This window comes from Bacteroides gallinarum DSM 18171 = JCM 13658 (assembly GCF_000374365.1).
In the GTDB taxonomy this organism is placed as follows: domain Bacteria; phylum Bacteroidota; class Bacteroidia; order Bacteroidales; family Bacteroidaceae; genus Bacteroides; species Bacteroides gallinarum.
Map to the genome: position 1 here is coordinate 61,598 of NZ_KB894120.1, position 21,023 is coordinate 82,620.

The window sequence follows — 21,023 nt, forward strand, 5'->3', positions numbered from 1 at the left end:
ATGAAACGAATCATCCTTCAGACAATAGCAGTGCTTCTTTTCGCGGCGATATCCTCCGCATCCGCACAAAGGACAAATCCGGAACGGATACACGAGAATGTCCGTGTCACACCCTACCCCCAACAGGATAACCCGCTTTACCTGAACCCCTCTCCCCTGATAGTACCGGTGGAGATGCGCAAAGCGGAATACCTGCAATTCCAACTTTCGCAAGACCGTACATTCCCCACGGGAAAGACCATACAATCCGAACCTCTTGCCTGGTGCATGTTCAATCCGCACCGCATCCTGGAGAACGGTACGTGGTACTGGCGTTTCCGCTCCATAGACAAAGACCGGAAAGCCACCGCCTGGAGCGAAACCTACGATTTCAGCGTTACCGGAGACATTCCGCAATTCGTTACCCCTACCTTCGACGTCTTTATGAAAAACATGCCGAAAGGTTATCCGCGCATGTACTGCTTCATCGACAAAGGGTTGGAGAAAGGACAGCCCGCCGTTACTTCGCATCCCGAATACAAAGAGATGAAAGGGCGTGCAGACGGCGCGATGAAGAACAGCCACGAAACCGCCGCGAAACCTTATAAGCTGATAGGCAAGATAGCCACCGATTTCAACTTCCTCTACACCGCCTACCGCTCTACGGGCGAACAGCAGTACGCCGACAAGATGCTTGCCGTGACCCGCGCCCTGCTTGCCGTACCCCATGACATGAGCCTGAAAAACGATTTCGTATGCGGCGACATCATCTACACATTCACGCATGTCTACGACGCCTGCTACGACCGCCTGACCGATGCCGAACGCAAAGAGCTGGAAAAGCGCACCTTCGCCACCGCCAAATACCACCACATGCTGCAACGCAAGGGAACCGAAGAAAACCACATCTTCGACAACCACTACTGGCAACGCGGCTTCCGCGAGATGCTGCAACTGGGACTGATGTTCGGCGATACCCGCGACGATGCCAAAGAAATACTGGAATACTGCTACGAACTCTGGACGGCACGCGCTCCGGCATCCGGTTTCAACCGCGACGGCGAGTGGCACAACGGGCAGGGCTATTTCAACGCCAACACCAAAACCCTGTGGTACGTACCCGCCCTGATGTCGTACATTACGAAGACCGACTTCCTGCAACACCCTTTCTATAAGAACCTGGGCAAGGCGCTTGTCTACGCCTGGCCGCCGCGCAGCATGAGCGCCGGTTTCGGCGACGGAAACGAAAAGCCGGAAACTCCCCCGCGCCAGCGCGTAGCCCTTGCCGACTACATCGCCCGCGAAACGGGCGACCCTTATGCCATGTGGTATTGCAACGAGACAAAAGCCGTCAGAGGAGACTTCGATACCCGCCTTCAACGCATGGGCTCGTACGACAAGAGCTTCCCGGCTTCCACCCCGCTGCCCGAAGACGCCCCCAAAGCCTTATGGATGCAAGATACCGGCGAGATGCTGGCACACAGCAACCTCAGGAACTATCGCCAGAACACATTCCTGAGCTTCCGCTCCAGCCCGTTCGGTTCGGGAAGCCATACGCTTGCCGACCAGAACAGCTTCAACCTGCATTTCCGCGGAGTACCCGTGTACCGTTCCAGCGGCTACTACCTGAATTTCAGCGACCCGCATAACCTGCTGTCCTACCGCCACACCCGCGCCCACAACACAATCCTCGTAGACGGCATCGGGCAGCCCTTTACCACCCGTGCCTACGGAAAGATAGTACGCATGATGTCGGGCGAGAATATCTCTTATGCCTGCGGCGACGCCTCGAACGCTTATTGCGGCCTGACCGACTACCCCATGTGGCAGAAGAATTTCCAGAACTCCCAAGTGGAAGAATCCGCAGCCAACGGTTTCGGCGAAACACCCTTGACGAAATACCGCCGCCACATCCTGCTGCTGCATCCCGACATCGTGGTAATCTACGACGAACTGGAAGCCGCCAAACCCGTACGCTGGGACTGGCTGCTGCACAGCCCCGTACAGTTCGAATTCGAGGAGAACGGCAAGGACAAGACGCTCACCACGCGCTATCCCGAGAAGAAGTTCAGCTCCATAGCGAGGCTGTACAGCAACTCCGACTGCAAGCTGTCCCAAACCGACCGGTATTTCTCCGCACCCGACCCCAAGAAGATGCGTAAAGGGCAGGAATACCCCAACCAGTGGCATATGACCGCCGCTTACGAGAAAAGCCCCGCCAACCGTATCCTTACTATCATCACCCTGCAACCTGACGGCGATAAAGTAATCCCCGTCATGCACGACAAGAACGGCAATCCCAACGACTTCGTCGCCGGCAAGTGGAAGATTCGCGCACAGCTCAACCCGGACGAACCTGCCGAACTGCTGATACGCGCCCCTAAAGGAGGCGCCCTTTTCAGCCTGGGCAACAAGAGCCCCAAAATCGAAGGCGAACTCTACAAACGCTCGCCCGGCACTTCCGTCCTTTTCGATGTAATGGACGGCGCATGGACTATTCACGAAATGTCCGACATCGAACCGATGCCAACGGGGAAAGTAATGAAATAACATAACCAACGATATAATATGAATAAACTGAAACCTATCTTATTGATAAGTGCAACCCTTCCCGCAACCCTGCCGGCACAGGAGAGGCCGAACATCATCTACATCATGACCGACCAGCAGACTGCGAATGCCATGAGCTGCGCCGGCAATGAGGACCTGCATACCCCCAACATGGATAAACTGGCTCAACGGGGTGTCCGCTTCGAGAATGCCTACTGCGCCCACCCTCTGAGCGGCCCCTCGCGCGCATGTATGTTCACCGGACACACTTCCGGCGAAACGGGCATGGATAAAAACGGCACGCCGATACCCGATTCGCTGCGTACTCGTACGTTGGGAATCCTTGTGGAACAAGCCGGTTACACCACCGCCTATGCAGGCAAATGGCATGTACATACCAACTCACTGCCGGACAAACATGCTTTCGGCTTCGAGAACCTGCACGGACACAATGATTTCGGACTGGCAGAAGCCTGCGTGGAATTCCTGCGGCGAAAGCACGGCAAACCATTCTTCCTGGTAGCTTCATTCGACAATCCGCATAACATCTGCGAATACGCCCGCAAGCAGCCCATGCCCTTCGCCACCGTAGATGAGCCGCGGATAGAGGACTGCCCCAACCTGCCCGGAAACTTTAACGTAGCCCCCTACGATGCCGATGTGCTGGCACGCGAAAAGACACTCAGCTACCGCGTCTATCCCACCAATAACTACACCCCCGACGACTGGCGCCGTTACCTCAACGCCTACTACCGTCTTGTGGAACACGTAGATGACGAGATAGGTAAAATCGTAGCCGAGATAGACAGGCAGAACCTTTGGAAGAATACCGTTATCATCTTCACCAGCGACCACGGCGACGGTGCAGCCGCTCACCAGTGGAATCAGAAAACCGTGCTGTACGAAGAAGTAGCCAACGTGCCCTTTATCGTCTGCCTGCCCCAAAGCAAGCATGCGGGCAAAGTACTGCCGCAGCTTATCAACAATGGTACAGACCTCCTGCCGAGCATCTGCGACTGGATAGGGGTACAAGTGCCCGCAGGCTGCCGGGGTGTAAGTTTCCGTCCCGTCGTCGAAAGCGGCGACGCACGGAAAGCTCATCAATCTTACGTGGTTACCGAAACTTTCTTCTTCCAGACAGGTGGCACACGAGGCTGGTCGGTACGTACCCCCCGGTACAAATATGTACTGTATGAAGCCGGCAAGAATCGTGAAATGCTATACGACATGCAGGCCGACCGCGGCGAAATGCGCAATCTTGCCATTGAAAGCAAGTATCGCGACACCCTGCTCCAACACCGCAAAATGCTGGAAGCATGGATGAAGCGACATCCCCTGCCCGGACGCGCCACGGCACTGCGATTCATACCGAAACAGTAAGAAATCACATTATATATACCCTCTCCCCCTTCAGTATGTACAATACTGAAAGAGGGTTGAACAGAATTGCAAGCCGATTCGCCGATGTTGAACAAAGAGAAGACAATAAAGAAATCCCCTTTCCTGCAAAGCATATACATTTGCCCACAGGGAAACACCGGAAATCCGGCGATTGAAAAACACTGTTATAAACGATGAACGATACCCTATATGAAACCGAATAACCATTTACTACGACAAGTCATCCTGATGCTATGCCTCGCAATAGCCTCCGCCTGTGGAGCGCAAGATGCAAAGAAAACGCAGAAAAAGGCTTCGAACCCCTCCAGGACAGAAGTCATCAATAAAAAAACTATTGTCGATAAGAAAGTCGTCAAAGCCCCCAAGCAGCCTGCCTCCAAAACCGCAGCAACGCCGAAAAACCGGACATCCGCCGAGGCTAAAGCAACTCCCAAAGGCAGTAAAGGCAACGTAAAAAAGAACGGCAAGCCGCAAAAAAGTGATAACGGCAAAGCGCAAAAGGCGAAAAGCAATACCCGTAACGCCAAACCACGCAAGGAACAACCCGCCGAGAAAGCAGCGGGCCGTTATATCGCCCTGAAAACCAACCTGCCGTTCGATGCGCTCGCCGTGCAGAACCTTGCCCTCGAAGTACAGGTACACAAACACATCACCATAGACTTTCCCGTTATGTGGAGCATCAGCGACATAGAGCGCGAACATGCCGTACGCGGTATCGCCTTCCAACCCGAAGGGCGCTGGTGGCTGAAAGAAGCGGGTACGGGGCACTTCTTCGGATTGCACACCCACGTGGCATGGTTCAACGTCAAGTGGAACGACACCCGTTACCAGACCGCCAAACGTCCCCTGGCAGGCGTCGGTATCAGCTACGGCTACAAGCTGCCCCTTTCCGCCCATTGGGGAGCCGAGTTCAACATCGGTGCAGGCTACGCCAATATGAAGTACGACACTTTTTACAATATAGAGAACGGCGCCCGGCTGGATACCCGTATCCGCCACTACTGGGGAATTACCCGTGCAGGCCTCTCATTAGTTTACCGTTTTTAAGGAGGAAGAAACCATGAAAAAGAAACTCGCTACATACCTTCTGTACCTGCTGCTGCCCGCCCTGACGGCAAGCTGCCTGTACGAACACCCCGTAATGACCGAAGACGGTGAAATTGGCGTAGACCCCACATCCGTAACGCTGAACACCAATCTGAAGCTCAACTTCACGATGCCTGCGGCGGAAGAAGGCGGAACCGCACTGTCACGTCCCGCGGCAGGCGACGCTCCCCAATACCGCCACCGTTTCATTGTCGATGCATACCTGGAGCGCGTATTCGTAGCACGCCAGATAATCTACCAGAACATCACCGACGGACGCGACGAAATCACCCTGCCCGTCAACATGAAACTGCACGCACGCAACTACGAGATAGCCGTATGGACGGACTATGTACAGATGCCCGATGAGGAAGAAGGCATCACCGGAACAGAAGAATACTTTTACAATACCACGGACAATCACCTGCTCACCGTGCTGGGCAGCGAAACCTACCGTGGCAACAACGAATACAAAGACGCCTTCTGCGGCAGCGCCCGACTCGACCTCGAGGAATACCGCGACGAATGGAATGCCCAGGTGTCCCTCGACATGGAACTGAAACGCCCCGTAGCACGCTACGAACTCGTAGCAAACGACGTAGCTAAATTCCTGAAACGCTTCGACGACGGCACACTGAGCGGCAGCAGCTTCACCGTACGCCTCAAATACATCTCCTACCTCAATGTAGGCTACAACGTACCGGAACGCCTTCCCCGCCACGGGCTGATGTACATGCAGTACGAAAAGACTATCAAGAACACCGAACTGAAAGACAAGGCCACCCTGCCGATAGCCTTCGACTATGTATTCGCCGCCGAAGATGCCGTGACGCGTATCCCCGTAACACTGGAAATCGTAGTGAACAAAGAAGTGGCGGCATCCGCCACCTTCAACGTCACCGCCCGCGCAGGCAGGAATACCACCATAACCTACGGCTTCCTCACGGCAGACCCGAATGGCGGTATCGACTTCGACCCCGGCTTCGACGGACAGGACGACATTACAATACCCGTATACCCCGCCGAATAACCGAACCGGCAGACAACATAAATAAATTATTAACCAACTAATATCACATCGATTATGAAAAAGAATTTCTTATTCACAGTAATGGCATTCTTCTTGGGGCTATCGGCAGCCTCATGCAGCCAGGACGAGATTGTCTCAAGCAACGGACAAACAGGAGGAGAAACCGTATCGGTAGCGGTAAACATCCCCGTGAACGACCCCGTAACACGCGCCGTACCCAATATCCCCGACGGATACAAATTACGCTGCATCCTGCAATTAGTAAACTCAAACGACAATAGCGACATTGCAGACGGCAGACATGTAATGGAGGTTCCGGCAGGAAGCGAAAAGGTAACTTTCACTTTCAACGCACCGAGTGACCCGTACAAATGCCTTTTCTGGGCAGACTATGTAAAGAGCGAGGTAGCAGACGTTGCCTCTGCAGAAGCGGACAACATCTACAATACCACTGACTTAAAAGCTATCGGTTACACAGCAAATGCAGGCGATGAGATGTTCAAGGGCGATGTAGCCGATGCATTCTACGCCTGCACATTAGACGCAGTAACCGGCAACGGTGCGCTTAACTCCGTCAACCTGGTACGTCCTTTTACCAAAATCACATTCAAATCCACAGACGCAAGCTATAAGGACTACACTAAAATCGTAGTAACCGACCTGCCCGCCCCGACAGGGTTCAACGTCATGACCGGGACTACTATCGGATATGCCGGTAAAGGCAAGTATGAGAGTAATAAAATCACTTCCGCCGAACTTACTATCGACGAAAGCGGAAATTGGTTCAGCGCATACCTGTTCACAAGCCAGAATGCAAGTACCCTGGGTGAAGGTAACGATATAAAGTTTCAATTGATAAATGCAGACGGCTCCAAGACAGATGAACTTTACTTCGACGGCAGCAACATACCTTTAACCCCGAACCACGAAGTAAGTGCAGACGTACAACCTCAAAAGGACGGAGACACCTCGATAGATGTCATCTTCCCCGGCGAAATGGAGAACCCCGATAAATTGGCGGTAGGCGACTATATTTTGAAAGACGGGACATGGAGCAGAGAATATTCGGAAAATGTGGTTGCTATCGTATGGAAAATGGTAACAGATAAAGGAGCGGCGGTAGGCGATGCAGCCGGTAATTATACCGCAGAGAATAATGGGAGTGACCTGACTGCCAAAGAAATTGTAGGGTATGCATTCGCAATCAATGGGGTCGAGCGTTCTTATTTCGCAGAAAACAAAGAGAAAATAGAGGAATTCAATACGACTTTTGCTGCAAATGACACAGATTTTGATTTTACTAATGTCGGAGATGACTATTTTTCAATAGCCAACTCAAATACATTTTTATCTTCTTTACAAACGGGTAACGCTAACTCCGCCCTTCTTACCAAGTATAATGAATTCTGTACGAATAATGAGATAACCGGTGATAATACCAGTAAATGGTATATCCCCTCATTCAGCCAATTGTTAAACGTCTATACACTACTATTAGGATATGAATCAGAACCAGCCAATCCTACCATTTCCCAAGCATTCGAAAATGCAAGCGGACTTGTGGCAGGTAGTAGAACAGCAGACTGCTATCATCTTACAACAACTATACCGGCAGAAAATAAATGCGCTATGCTAAATACAAATGGTGAAAGCGGAACTTATACATTTACGAATAACAATAATAAAACAATAAGCTTAAACGGTGGTGTCCAAGCATATATCCGCCCCGTTCTCACCATTTTCAACAGTATTCAAAAAGCAACAAACCAACAAACTAAGAACTAAGTATAAGAAAACAACAGGATAACACAACAAACATAAGCTCTATCCATTCCCGCCCCATTCATTATAAAATAAATATGGGGCGGGATTTCTTTAATTAATTCCTCATATACAGCTACTAACCCCACAAAACATATGAAAGCACAATCCCGTCCCCTCCGCCGCCATACCGTACGTCTGTACCTCGTTGCATCACTGCTGTTACTCTCCGCCTGCCGGGACGACGCCCTACCCGTGCCCCCCACAGCCCCGGATACCGAGGAAGAGGAAACTTACGAGCTGCCCGACGCCTTCCATGACAGCGAGCGTACCACCCCCTATCCCAAAGCCGATAACGAACTCTACCTGAACCCTCCCCCCTTCATCGTACCCGAAAATATGAAAACGGACGAACTGCTCCAGTTCGAACTGTCGCACGACGAAACATTCCCCGAAGGCGAAACCCGGCAGTCCGAGCCCAAGCCCTGGAACATCTACGGGCCGCACTGCAAGCTCGAAACGGGCACATGGTACTGGCGCTTCCGCAGCGTAAACGCCGACGGAACACCCGGAGAATGGAGCCGGAACTACTCCTTCGAAGTGAAAGCCGAAACTCCCGTTTTCGTTACCCCCGGCTTCGAAACTTTCCGTACGAACGCACCGCACTCCTATCCGCGCCTGTTCTGCTACTTAGACCCCTACATAGACGAAGCACGCCGTACCGTATCATCGCACCGCGAATACAAATCCCTGCTCAGCCGCGCCCGTAATGCTATCGAGGCAGACTATTCCGCCAAGAACCCGAATGAAGACGCCGAACAACTGAAAGTCCACATCCAGTCGCTCTACCACGCCTACCACCTCACCCGGCAAGATGAATATGCACAACGGATGCACGAGCTGCTGCACAGCATGCTCTCCTATCCGGTAAGCGATAACCTCCTGTTTTCCGCCAACTTCACATCTACCAATATCGCCGTTTGCTACGCCATGATTTACGACCTGCTGTACAACGAGCTGACGGCCGACGAACGCCTGGGTGCAGAAACCATAATGATGCGTATGCTACGCAAGCTCACTCCCCAAATGTGGGGCTCGCAGGAAAACAAGCTAACACACAACCACTTCTGGCAACAAAACCTGCGCATCTACCTCCAATGCGCCTTCCTGCTCTACGACCACCCCTCATACAGCGCCGAAGTACTGCCTATGCTGGAGTATTATTACGAACTGTGGGCTGTCCGCGCCCCCGCCACGGGATTCAACCGCGACGGAGCATGGCACAACGGCATCGGCTACTTCTCCGCCAACCTCACCACCCTACACTATATGCCCATGCTCCTGTCTTACATCACCCGCCAGGACTTCCTGCAACACCCCTGGTATCACAACGCCGCACGCGCCATGGTCTACACCTGGCCGCCCCACTCCCAAAACAGCGGCTTCGGTGATTCCAGCGAGAAAAAAGGCGATACCCCCGCCCGCCAATACGCCGCCTTTGCCGACTTCCTGGCACGCGAGCTGGGCGACCCCTATGCCGGCTGGTACGCCTCCGAGTGCGACAACGAGCTGAAAGACGATATCGAGCTGCGCCTCTACCGCATCTGCTCCCCACGCACCTACGATACCGAACTACCCGCCGACCTTACCAAAATGGCATGGTATCGCGACATCGGCGAAGTAAACATGCACAGTTGCCTTAATACGACGGAAAAAGACGTGAACCTCTCGTTCCGTTCCAGCACCTTCGGCTCGGGCAGCCACACCACAGCCAGCCAAAACGCCTTCAACCTGCTGTACCAGGGCAAAAACATATACCGCAGTTCGGGCTATTACTATAATTACCATTCCGCCCATGCAATCATGTCCTACCGCCACAGCCGGGCGCACAACACCCTGCTGGTAAACGGCATCGGACAAACATTCAGTCCCAAAGGCTACGGCAACATCATGCGCGCCATGGAAGGTGCGCACATCACCTACTGCCTGGGCGATGCCTCGAAAGCCTACAACGGCATTACAGACGAGAAAGCCTGGCTGGAAAACTTCGAGAACATCGGCATCGAGCAAACCCCGGAATACGGCTTCGGCACTACCCCGATCACCAAGTACCGCCGCCACGTACTCATGCTCCACCCCGAAGGAACCGTACTTATCTACGACGAGCTGGAAGCCTCGGAAGCCGTCACCTACGACTGGCTGCTGCACAGCCCCTCGCAGATGTTCATCAACCGCGAACTGCTGACGGTCAACAGCCGGAACAAGGAAACCGGAGCCACCGCCGTAACGCAACTGTTCTGCAACGACCCCGTAACGCTGTCCGTCACCGACCAGTTCTACGAACCGCCTATCGACCCCGTAGCCTACCCCAACCAATGGCATACCACGGCGCGCATCGAAGGCAAGGCAAAGACACGCGTCCTCGCCATTATCCAGGTGAACCCCGACGGCGTATCACCGCAAATCATCCGCCGTGCCGGAAACAAGCTCACCGTAGGAAACTGGACGGTCGAAGCCCAACTGGACGCTTCACAATCCGCCTCACTCCGTGTTACGAACACCGCCGCTCCCGTATGCTTCGACTACGGCAAGGAAAATCCCGTATTGGACGGCGTTCCCTACCCGAGAGAGTACAGCATGTCGTCCCTGCTCTACGATGAAACGGACAGCGGATACGAAGCCGTGGAAATGACCGACCAACTGCCCATATCCACCCGTGTAGCCCGTTAACAACAAGATTATAATTCTATCGTACATAATTATAATACAACAACAGGATATTATCACTTTAAAAAACAACATTAATATCCTATTCCGATTCCATGCGTTACCTTTGTTTCGCAAGAAAAAACGATAAAAAAACAAGAACATCATGAAAAACAAAATCCTGTATCTGTTAACCGTATTATTCATCTTCCCGGCTTGGTTGTCCGCCGCACCTAAAGAAGAGAAAGTATTCGCCAACTATTTCGACATCCCGGTGAACAGTCCCGAAGGAACCGAAGTAATCGGACGCATCCACCTGGAAAGGAACAAGGATGTATTGACAAACCCCATTCCCGCCGGCTATCACTTTGAGATTCTCAAACAAGAGGACGGGCTGTTCGATTTGGAAACCCGGTACGACCTCTCCAAACGCATTATGGGAGTACTTACCGTAGCTCCAGGCAAGGACACGGGAAGCGCCCCCTCCAACCACCGCCTCACCATAGCCCTAAAAGACGGCGACCGGCTGCTGAAAAAATTCAATATCAACATCAAGGTAGTAAAGGAAACCCTGTGGAGCCTGTTCTACAGACGCTACACCCCTCATACCCTTAAAAACAAACGCCTGTACGGACGCATCAAATACTCCGACGATGAGGTAGCCGCCAAAATCGGCGAGCTGAAAAACAACGGCTGGAAATTCGCCGGACTGGAGAAATGCTACCGGGGACGTCCGCAGGACTATACAGCCAAGTTCGACCCAACCAACGACCATGCCCCGAGCGGAACCATAGAATACGACTGGGCGAAAGTAGCCAACCAGATAGGCGGAATGGGCTATGCCTATGCCACCTCCAAAGTGTACGGTCCCCAAGGAAATCCCCAAAAGCGGAATGAGTTGAGAGAGACCCTATACCAGGCAATACTGACCTATACCAACTCCGTACCCGTAGAAGGCAACGAAGTCATGGTAGACGGCAAGCCGATAGGCAACTGCACCGGCGACGGCTTCGGCATGCTGCAAGCACACAAAATGGCGGGCATGCAGACCCCTACCCACCAATGGGGATTGACCGACCCGCTGGTAGTGCCCGTACTCCACTTGATGCCCGATTTGCTGGAAGGCATGCACAACCAAGATGAAACCAGCCTGAAAGTACACAACGCACTGATACGCTACCTGCAAATATTCTTCGCCGAAATAAAAAGCCGCCGCGCTATCGACGACCCCGACGGACGCTGGGGCGAACTGCAAGACACCATTTACTCGGCAGGCGCATGGGCGGACGCCAACCTCGGCCACCGTTCGCGCACCCTGCTGGCGCTGCCTATCATCTGGGCGGACTACAACCGCCCCCTGACCTACGTACAGTATTGGTACAGCGATTTCTACCACGACCGGCCGTTCAAGGATTTCAGCTACTCACCGGGGTGGAGCCCTCACGGAATTGTGGCCGACGTCAGCCGCTGGATGACTAAATACAATGTCGTAGCCCATAAGTACATCCAGTCCGGTTTCCAGCCCGACGGAACCATATCCCACCACATAGGCAATGCCACCGACGCCGCCATGGTAGCCTACGGTTTCGAATGGCTCACAGACTGCAACACCGGGTACAGCTATTTCAGGAATACCAAGTTCAAGATAGCCGACAAATACTACCAGTTCCAGGCAGACCGCCTGCTGAACGTATATCCGAAACTGTTCTACAAGCAACGCATGGACTTCCTCGTTGCCGGACGCTCTTTCCTGGACGATATGCGCACATTTGCCACCAAAACCTATCCCCAGGCCGTAAAGTCCATGCTGAATGCACGTAACAAAGGTTCCCGGCTGACCGGAGTGGAAAAGCTGCAAGACATCTGCAAGCAAATAAAAGACAATACATTCGAATACTCGGGTACGGATGCCTATTGGGTGAACGAATACCTCGTACACCGCCGCGGCGAAAACGAACAGCCGTTCTATGCCTCGCTCAAACTGAAATCGGAACGTACCGTAGGAGCCGAGGACTTCAGCAAAGAAGTACGCCGCTCCTGGCACATGGGCTACGGCATACTGCAAGTAAAAGTAAAAGGCGACGAATACGCCGACCGCGTACTGCGCAACTTCGACTGGCACGCCCTGCCCGGACTGACGGAAGAATGGCGCACCGACCCGATGCCGCTGGGACACGCGCAAGCATCGCTGCCGGGGCTGAACAAGATTTCGGGCGTGCTGGCCGACGGCAAAGCCGGCATGGGCATCTACCACCACCTGCCCAAAGAAACGTACAGCTCGGCTACCGCCTTCAAGAGCTACCACTTCATCGGGGACAAAATCATCGCCCTGGGAAGCGGCATAGCCCGCCTGCGCCCCGGACAGGGAAACGAAATCACCACTTTCATCGACCAGTCCGCCTTGAACAGCCCGCTTACATGGTGTGCCGGCGGAGAGACGCAGACCGTAGCCCCCGGACAGTCCGTAAACATCGCCCGGGAGATAAATGGCGTATGCTGGCTGCACCAAGGCAGCAAAGGATACGTTATCTTACCGGTACGGAAGTTGTCGCTGCAAATAAAGAGCGGCAAGGAAGTGAATATCACCGACCGTACGATAGCCGATAAGAAACCGAATTTCATTATTGCCGTAAACCACGGAACCGAACCCGGAAAGACATGGGACAATGCCTACCGCTACATACAACTGCCCAACGTTAGCGCGGAAGAAATGCCCGCACGTGTGGAGGCATTGCTCAAAGACCTGGAATTCGCCATGCAGGAAGGTGCGGCGCACGCCGTCTATTCCGATGCGGATAAAACCTGGCAGTACGCCTTCTTCAAGCCCGGAAGCATCTCCGCAGGCAATACCACGGTAACCTCCGGAGACATTGCGGAAATCATGTTGCGCGACGACGGCGAAGCATGGGTGCTGTCCGTCAACAACCCGGCACCGGACGGACGGAAACAGACCCTGACCTTCAACATCTCCGCCAAGCTGCCTGCCGGAACCTACGCCTACCGTACCTGCGGCGTCTATCCGCTGGAAGGCGAAACCGTGACGGTGACACCCGAAGGCAAAGGCAGCAAAGTAACGGTAGAACTGCCCGACAGCCGAGATGCGGAGAAATACAACTACCAGTCCGACCTCTATGCCGCCACTCCGATTATCGTAAGCATCCCCAAGAAATAAATACCGTAATATCAACCATACACTAATACCTAATGACAAGAAACAAACTGAACACATGGCTCGGCATCATACTGTGCAGCTTACTGCCGCTCGGTATTCAAGCACAAGAACGGGAAAAAGTATTCGCCGACTACTTCGACATCCCGGTAAACAGTCCCGAAGGAACCGAAGTTATCGGGCGCATCCACCTGGAGCGCAATAAAGACGTATCCACGCGTCCTATTCCCGAAAGCTACCGATTCGAAATCCTGGAACAGGATGCCGCCAACCTGTTTACGCTGGAAACCCGCTATGATTTGTCGAAACGCATCATGGGTGTGTTCACCGTAGCCGAAGGCAAGAAAACCGAAGCCGAAAAAGCTTCGCACCGCCTGGTCGTAGCCCTAAAGGACGGCGACAGGCAACTGAGAAAGTTCAAAGTCACTATCCGCGTAGCCAAAGAACCTCTGTTAAAGACACTCTACAACCGCTACCTGCCGGAAGTGATAAACAACGACCGCATGTACGGCCGTACAAAGTTTACGAACGATGAAGTAGCCGGCAAAATCATAGAGCTGAAACGAAACGGCTGGAAATTCGAAGGACTGGAAAAATGTTACGAACGCCGCCCGCAGGACTATCTGTACAAGGTAAACGCCAACGACGACCACCGGCCTACCGGCACTATCGAGTACGACTGGGAGAAAGTCGTAAACCAGATTGGCGGCTTGGGACATGCGTATGCCAACTCCAACGTGTACGGCCCGCAAGGAAACCCCGCCAAACATCGCGAACTGCGCGAAACCCTATACCATACCATATTGACCTTTACCAGCTCCGTCCCCGTAGAAGGGAGCGAGTTGCTGATAGACGGCAAGCCTATCGGCAACTGTACAGGAGACGGATTCGCCCTGCTGCAATCCCGCAAAATGGCAGGAATGCAGGTATCCACCCACCAGTGGATGATAGTGGACGGACTGGTAGGCCCGGCAGTCCACCTGATGCCCGACCTGCTGAAAGGCATGCAGAACGGAGACAGCATTTGTGAAAAAGTGCACAACGCCCTAATCCGCTACCTGCAAGTATTCTTCGCCGAGATAAAAGGCCGTCGTGCTATCGACAACCCGGCAGGTCGCTGGGGCGAGCTGCAAGACACCGTTTACTCGGCAGGAGCCTGGGCAGACGCCAATCTGGGACACCGCATACGCACCATGCTGGCATTGCCTTTCATCTGGGCCGATTACAACCGCCCGCTCACCTATGTGCAATACTGGTACGAGGACTTCTACAAAGGCAAGCCCTTCAAAGGATTCAGCTACTCGACCGGGTGGAGCCCTCACGGAATAATGTCCGACCTCAGCTATTGGATGACGAAGTACAACGTAGTGGCGCACAAATACATCCAGTCCGGCTTCCAGCCCGACGGCACTGTATCGCACCACATCGCCAATGCAACCGATGCGGCTATGGTGGCATATGGTTTCGGCTGGCTGACCGACTGCAACGTAGGCTATAACTACTTCAGGAATACGAGATACAGCGTTCCCGCGCAATACTACCAGTTCCAGGCAGACCGCCTGCTGAACGTCTATCCCCGTATGTTCTACAAACAACGTATGGACTTCCTCGTGGCCGGACGCTCTTTCCTCGACAACTTGCAGGACTTCGCCGTCAAGACCTATCCCCGCTCCGTAAACAGCATGCTGAAAGCACGCAGTAAAAACACCCGGATAGAAGGCGTGGAGGAGCTGAAAGCCGTATGCAGGCAAGTCAGGGAAAACACCTTCGAATACTCCGGTACGGATGCTTATTGGGTCAATGAATACCTGGTACACCGCCGCGGACAAAATGAAGCTCCCTTCTACGCTTCGCTCAAACTGAAGTCCGAACGTACGGTAGGAGCAGAAGATTTCGGCAAGAAAGTACGCCGTTCCTGGCACATGGGCTACGGCATCCTGCCCGTAAAGGTAACAGGTGACGAATATTCCGAGAAAGTCATCTGTAACTTCGACTGGCACGCCCTGCCGGGGCTCACCGAGGAGTGGCGCACCGACCCGATGCCCATGAAGGGAGGCTCGCAAGGCTCATTACCCGGGCTCAACAAGATTGCCGGCGTAACGGCCGACGGCAAAACGGGTATGGGCATCTACCACCACCTCACCAAAGAGAAGTACAGCACAGCCACCGCTTTCAAAAGTTACCACTTCATCGAAGACAAGATAATAGCCATGGGAACCGGCATCGGACGGGTACGCCCCGGACAAGGCGAGCCCATAGCGACCTTCATCGACCAGACGGCACTGAAAACCCCGCTCACCTGGTGTACAGGAAAAGAGATACAGACCGTGCAACCGGGAGAGTCGGTGAACCTGGCGGAGGAGATAAACGATGTATGCTGGCTGCACCAGGGAAGCAAAGGCTACGTTATACTACCCGTGAAAAAACTGCAATTACTCATCAGGAGCGGTAAGGAAATCAATGTCACCGACCCTTCCATAGCCAAAGGCAAACCGGGATTCATCATCGCCCTGAGCCACGGCACACAACCGGGCGAAACGCTGGACAACGCCTACCGCTATGTACAGTTGCCGAACGTCACCGCACAGGAAATGCCCCGACGCGTGGCAGCTCTGCTGAAAGACCTGGAATTCACCGCACAAGAGTGTACGGCACATGCGGTATACTCCAAAAAAGACCGCATCCGCCAATACGCATTCTTCGAGCCCGCCACCATTGAAGCGGGAGGTATCGGAGTGACCTCGGACGACGTGGCGCAAATCATACTGCGCGAAGAAGGAAACCAATGGATAATGACCGTAAGCAACCCCATGCCCGACGGACAAAAACAGACGCTCACCTTCCACGTATCGACACCGCTACCCGCAGGAACCTACACCTACCGTACCCGCGGCGTCTACCCGCTGGAAGGCGAAACCGTGACCGTATCCCCCGAGGGCAACGGCAGCAAAGTAACGGTAGAACTGCCCGACAGCCGGGATGCAGCCAGGTACAACTACCAGTCAGACCTGTACGCAGCTACGCCTATCGTAGTAAACCTGCCGAAACAATGACCGGTACGGCACATTATTTACCCAATTCACCAACTAATTATTACCGATTATGAGAAAACTGTTTATCAGCCTTTTATTACTGGCATCATGTACGCTATCCGCACAAAAATACAAACCCACATGGGAGTCCCTGGCCGCCCACAACGAAATACCCGAATGGTTCAAAGACGTAAAGTTCGGCATCTACCTGCACTGGGGCGTCTACTCGGTTCCCGAACATACGACCGAATGGTATCCCAGGTACATGTACTTCAAATGGCACGAAGTTGCCGATTTCCATGAAAAGAACTACGGTAAAAAAGAGTACCACGAGTTAGTACCCCTCTTTACCGCCGAGAAATTCGACGCCGCAGAATGGGCGGCACTGTTCAAGAAAGCCGGTGCGCGCTTTGCCGGGCTGGTAACCGAGCACCACGACGGATTCTCCATGTGGGACAGCGAGTGCACCCCCTGGAACGCCGCCGATATGGGACCGAAGAAAGATATCGTGGGCCTGCTGGAAAAAAGTATCAAAGGGCAAGGCATGAAATTCATCACCACCTTCCACCATGCCCGCAACTTCCAGCGCTATTCAGACCCCGAAACGATGAACGAAGAACTGACCAAGGATTATACCGGACACGAACGCCACCGCTTCTACGACAGTCATTTCCCGTATTATCCCAACACAGCTCCTTCCTCCGATGACAAGAAGCTGCAATACATGTACGGAAACATGCCCGCCAAGAAATGGTACGAGGAAGTGTGGTTCGCCAAACTGAAAGAAGTGATAGACAAATACGACCCGGATATCATCTACTTCGACTCATGGCTCGACCTCATCCCGGAAGAATACCGGCAGAAGTTCTGCGCCTATTACCTGAACAAGGCGGACGAAAGAAAAAAAGAAGTGCTCATCCTGCGCAAGCAGAACGACCTTCCCTTGTCCGTCAGCGTAGAGAACCTGGAAAATTCGCGCAAAGACGAGCTGCATCCCGTTACCTGGCAAACCGAGCAGACTATCAGCTACGACAGTTGGTCGTACACCAAGGACTTCAAGATTAAGACGGCACGCCACCTGATACACGAGATGATTGATATCGTAAGTAAAAACGGCATCTTCCTGCTCAACATCTCTCCCAAGGCAAACGGCATCATCCCCGACGACCAGCGTAAAGTACTGCTGGACATCGGCGAATGGCTGGGCAAGTACGGAGAGGCAATCTACGGAACCCGTCCCTGGTACACTTTCGGCGAAGGTCCTACCAAACAACCCAAGGGAAGCATCAAGTTCAGGGCCGAGTTCGACAAATTGCAATACACTCCCCAAGATTACCGCTTCACCACGAAAGGCAACAACGTCTACATCCTGACCTTGGGAGAGCCCCAGCCCGGTACGGCCATTAAAATCGATGCATTCGCCAAGTCCAGGATACCGGGCGGAAAACGCATCAAAAAAGTATCCATGCTCGGCACATCGGCAAAAGTCAACTGGACTCATACCGACCAGGGACTCCGGCTGAGCGTTCCGAATGCGAAGTACGACATCGCAACCGTGTACAAGGTAGAATTCTGACATAACACCCCATTACCTACATAAAATACAAGAAATGATGAACAAACTGACAATCGCATGCGTGGCAGCCGCAGGGCTATCGTCCTGCACCGGCTCCAAGACCGTGCAACCCGAAAATACGGATGCTGCCGCCCGACCCGCCGGCCGGCCTAATATCGTAATCCTGCTGACCGACGACCAGGGATACGGCGACATGCAATGCTATGGCAACCCGCACCTGCAAACGCCCAACCTGGACAGATTGGCTGCCGAAGGAACCCGTTTCACCGACTTCTACGCCGGAGCCGCCGCCTCCACCCCCTCGCGCGCCGCCCTGCTTACCGGACGCTACGCCGAACGCGTAGGCGTGCCGGGCGTAGTAGACGACACCTCGGAAAACGGTATCAAACGCAGTGAAATCACCCTTGCGGAATACCTGAAACAGAACGATTACGCAACCGGCATCATAGGCAAATGGCATCTGGGCTACCAGCCCGAATACCTGCCGCTGCGCCACGGCTTCACCGAGTTCTACGGCCTTCCCTACTCCAACGACATGTGGCCTTACCACCCGGCGCCCGACCACGCTTATCCGGCGCTGCCGCTCTATGACAACGACCGTGTGGTAGAATACAACGCCCCCGTCAACCAAATGACGACAAGGCTTACCCGGCGCGCCGTCCGCTTCATTAACGACCACAAGGCAGAGCCGTTCTTCCTCTACCTGCCCTACACGCAGCCGCATGTGCCGCTGGGCGTATCGGACAAGTTCAGGGGAAAATCGGGCAAAGGCCTCTATGCCGACGTTATCATGGAGATAGACTGGAGCGTGGGCGAAATCATGAAAGCCCTGAAAGCCAACGGACTGGACGATAACACCCTCGTTATGTTCACCTCCGACAACGGCCCCTGGCTGAGCTACGGCAACCACGGCGGCAGCAACGGCGGCCTGCGCGAAGGCAAAGGGACGACTTTCGACGGCGGGCAGCGCGTGCCCTTCGTAGTACGCATGCCGGGCGTGATACCCGCAGGCAAAGTGAGCAACCAGTTCCTTTCCGCCCTCGACATCACGCCGACCCTGGTAAACCTCACCCAATCGCAAATGCCGCGCATGAACAAATTCGACGGCCAGGACGCCTGGGGCATCCTTACCGGAAAGGAAACCGGGCACGAGCCTTTCTACTTCGTGTACAACGGTGTAGTGGAAGCTCTGCGCGACGGCAAGTGGAAATGCGTAATCCCGCATAACTACCGCATCGTAAAGACTCCCGGCAAAGACGGGCTGCCCGGCCAGCAGATTGCCGGTGGCGGCAGCATCGGCCTCGCCCTTTTCGACATGGAAGCCGACCCCTGGGAAAGCAACGACGTAGCGGCGCAGCATCCCGAAATCGTAGAGCGGATGTACACCCGGATAAAAGAGTTCCAAAAAGAAATGGACGAGGAAATGAAACACCTGGTAATCGAATAAAACACACTCGTACGAACAAGAAAAACGGATTATATCATGAAAAGAACCCTACTGCTGCTGGCTTTGTCCCTACTGGGCTGCCGAAACATCTCGACCGCCCGACAGGTACACCCCCTCCAAGTGAAAGAAGTACCCGCATGGACGGCGAACGCCTTTACGGTAGCGCAGGCACAATCGGAAGCCATGTACAAAGAAGTGATGAAGGCCGGGATGCTCCCGCGCTCCATTCAACGGGGTCTGTACCCCAAAACGGACTGGACGGCAGGCTTCTTCCCCGGTACGCTATGGTATCTGTACGCCTATACCGGAAAGGAAGAATGGAAAACGCGTGCCGAGCAAGCCACCGCCCTCATGGAAGGAGAGCAGAACAACGCCTTCGACCACGACATCGGCTTCAAGATGTACTCCTGCTACGGCAACGGCTACCTGCTGACCGGCAACAAAGCCTACCGCCACATCATCTTCCGCGCCGCCAAGACACTGGCATCGCGCTACTCGTACAAGACCGGCCTTATCATGTCGTGGGAACCGAACGAAGAACGCGACTGGCTTTTCCCCGTCATCATCGACAACATGGTTAACCTGGAGCTGCTAATGGAAGCCTATAAACTGTCGGGCGACACCACACTCAGGCACATCGCCGTTTCCCATGCGGACAAAACCATGAAATACCATTACCGCAAGGACATGTCGTGCCCGCACGTGGCAGACTACGAACCCGAAACGGGCGCCCTGCGCAAATACGACTGGAACAACGGCTCGGACAACACGAACAACTCCGCCTGGTCGCGCGGCCAGTCATGGGGACTTTACGGCTTTACGATGATGTACCGCGAAACGGGCGACCGGAGATACCTGCAACATGCGGAAAAAATTGCGGACTTCCTGCTAAGCCACCCCAATATGCCCGACGACCTGGTTCCTTACTGGGACTACTCCGCCCCCGAGCGCTCGAAGATGCGCGACGCATCGGCGGCAGCCGTCATGGCATCGGCGCTTATGGAGCTCAGCACCTATTCCGCCCGGGGCGAGAAGTATTTCGAAGCCGGCGAGAAACAGTTGAAAAGCCTTTCTTCTCCCGTCTACCTGGCAAAACCGGGAACACACAAGAACTTCATCCTGATGCACGCCACCGGCAACTTCCTGCGCAACAGCGAGCTGGACGGGGCACTCTCGTACGCTGACTATTACTATATGGAAGGGCTGCTGAGATACCTGCGGCTTCTCGACGGGCAGGAGCTGTACAAGGTTGCGGAACTGTAAACATCCTGCATTCCCATTACATA

General features: G+C 53.9%; 11 protein-coding genes. All 11 read left to right on the forward strand.

All coding sequences use genetic code 11. The features are described 5' to 3' along the window. Nucleotides 1-2,529 carry a DUF4962 domain-containing protein gene (locus C233_RS0105125; protein WP_018666393.1) on the forward strand — a complete coding sequence of 843 codons (2,529 nt, stop codon included), beginning with the start codon at nt 1-3 and terminating at the stop codon, nt 2,527-2,529. 18 nt (nt 2,530-2,547) lie between these two features. After that, nucleotides 2,548-3,909 carry a sulfatase family protein gene (locus tag C233_RS0105130; RefSeq protein ID WP_018666395.1) on the forward strand — a complete coding sequence of 454 codons (1,362 nt, stop codon included), beginning with the start codon at nt 2,548-2,550 and terminating at the stop codon, nt 3,907-3,909. A gap of 210 nt (nt 3,910-4,119) precedes the next feature. After that, nucleotides 4,120-4,977 (forward strand): DUF3575 domain-containing protein, encoded by an 858-nt coding sequence (locus tag C233_RS0105135; RefSeq protein WP_025068640.1) that lies wholly within the window; start codon nt 4,120-4,122, stop codon nt 4,975-4,977. A gap of 13 nt (nt 4,978-4,990) precedes the next feature. Beyond that, nucleotides 4,991-6,046: a DUF6562 domain-containing protein gene (locus tag C233_RS0105140; RefSeq protein WP_018666401.1), complete on the forward strand. Its 1,056-nt coding sequence runs from the start codon at nt 4,991-4,993 to the stop codon at nt 6,044-6,046. A 54-nt stretch (nt 6,047-6,100) separates the two neighbouring features. After that, a complete protein-coding gene (locus C233_RS0105145) occupies nt 6,101-7,831 on the forward strand; it encodes a DUF6562 domain-containing protein (protein WP_018666403.1) in 1,731 nt (576 codons plus the stop codon). Between the two features lie 132 nt (nt 7,832-7,963). Beyond that, nucleotides 7,964-10,537, forward strand: coding sequence for a DUF4962 domain-containing protein (locus C233_RS0105150; protein ID WP_018666405.1), 2,574 nt, complete (start codon nt 7,964-7,966; stop codon nt 10,535-10,537). A 142-nt stretch (nt 10,538-10,679) separates the two neighbouring features. Next, nucleotides 10,680-13,685, forward strand: a complete 3,006-nt coding sequence (locus tag C233_RS0105155; RefSeq protein ID WP_018666407.1) for a polysaccharide lyase family 8 super-sandwich domain-containing protein — start codon at nt 10,680-10,682, stop codon at nt 13,683-13,685. Between the two features lie 32 nt (nt 13,686-13,717). Beyond that, nucleotides 13,718-16,735 carry a polysaccharide lyase family 8 super-sandwich domain-containing protein gene (locus C233_RS0105160; RefSeq protein ID WP_018666409.1) on the forward strand — a complete coding sequence of 1,006 codons (3,018 nt, stop codon included), beginning with the start codon at nt 13,718-13,720 and terminating at the stop codon, nt 16,733-16,735. A gap of 49 nt (nt 16,736-16,784) precedes the next feature. Beyond that, the gene (locus C233_RS0105165; RefSeq protein WP_018666411.1) at nt 16,785-18,290 is read left to right on the forward strand and encodes an alpha-L-fucosidase; all 1,506 of its coding nucleotides are present in this window, start codon (nt 16,785-16,787) and stop codon (nt 18,288-18,290) included. Nucleotides 18,291-18,327: 37 nt separating this feature from the next. Next, complete coding sequence (locus C233_RS0105170; protein ID WP_018666413.1) at nt 18,328-19,737, forward strand: sulfatase family protein; 1,410 nt, start codon at nt 18,328-18,330, stop codon at nt 19,735-19,737. 36 nt (nt 19,738-19,773) lie between these two features. Beyond that, entirely contained in the window at nt 19,774-21,000 is a 1,227-nt protein-coding gene (locus C233_RS0105175) for a glycoside hydrolase family 88 protein (protein WP_025068638.1), read from the forward strand. Nucleotides 21,001-21,023: the final 23 nt, after the last annotated feature.

Excerpts from the sequence above, each read along its gene's own strand:
- C233_RS0105170 (WP_018666413.1), top strand. The coding sequence starts at position 18,328 with ATGAACAAACTGACAATCGCATGCGTGGCAGCCGCAGGGCTATCGTCC.
- C233_RS0105160 (WP_018666409.1), top strand. The coding sequence starts at position 13,718 with ATGACAAGAAACAAACTGAACACATGGCTCGGCATCATACTGTGCAGC.
- C233_RS0105125 (WP_018666393.1), top strand. The coding sequence starts at position 1 with ATGAAACGAATCATCCTTCAGACAATAGCAGTGCTTCTTTTCGCGGCG.
- C233_RS0105175 (WP_025068638.1), top strand. The coding sequence starts at position 19,774 with ATGAAAAGAACCCTACTGCTGCTGGCTTTGTCCCTACTGGGCTGCCGA.
- C233_RS0105135 (WP_025068640.1), top strand. The coding sequence starts at position 4,120 with ATGAAACCGAATAACCATTTACTACGACAAGTCATCCTGATGCTATGC.
- C233_RS0105145 (WP_018666403.1), top strand. The coding sequence starts at position 6,101 with ATGAAAAAGAATTTCTTATTCACAGTAATGGCATTCTTCTTGGGGCTA.
- C233_RS0105130 (WP_018666395.1), top strand. The coding sequence starts at position 2,548 with ATGAATAAACTGAAACCTATCTTATTGATAAGTGCAACCCTTCCCGCA.
- C233_RS0105155 (WP_018666407.1), top strand. The coding sequence starts at position 10,680 with ATGAAAAACAAAATCCTGTATCTGTTAACCGTATTATTCATCTTCCCG.
- C233_RS0105165 (WP_018666411.1), top strand. The coding sequence starts at position 16,785 with ATGAGAAAACTGTTTATCAGCCTTTTATTACTGGCATCATGTACGCTA.
- C233_RS0105140 (WP_018666401.1), top strand. The coding sequence starts at position 4,991 with ATGAAAAAGAAACTCGCTACATACCTTCTGTACCTGCTGCTGCCCGCC.
- C233_RS0105150 (WP_018666405.1), top strand. The coding sequence starts at position 7,964 with ATGAAAGCACAATCCCGTCCCCTCCGCCGCCATACCGTACGTCTGTAC.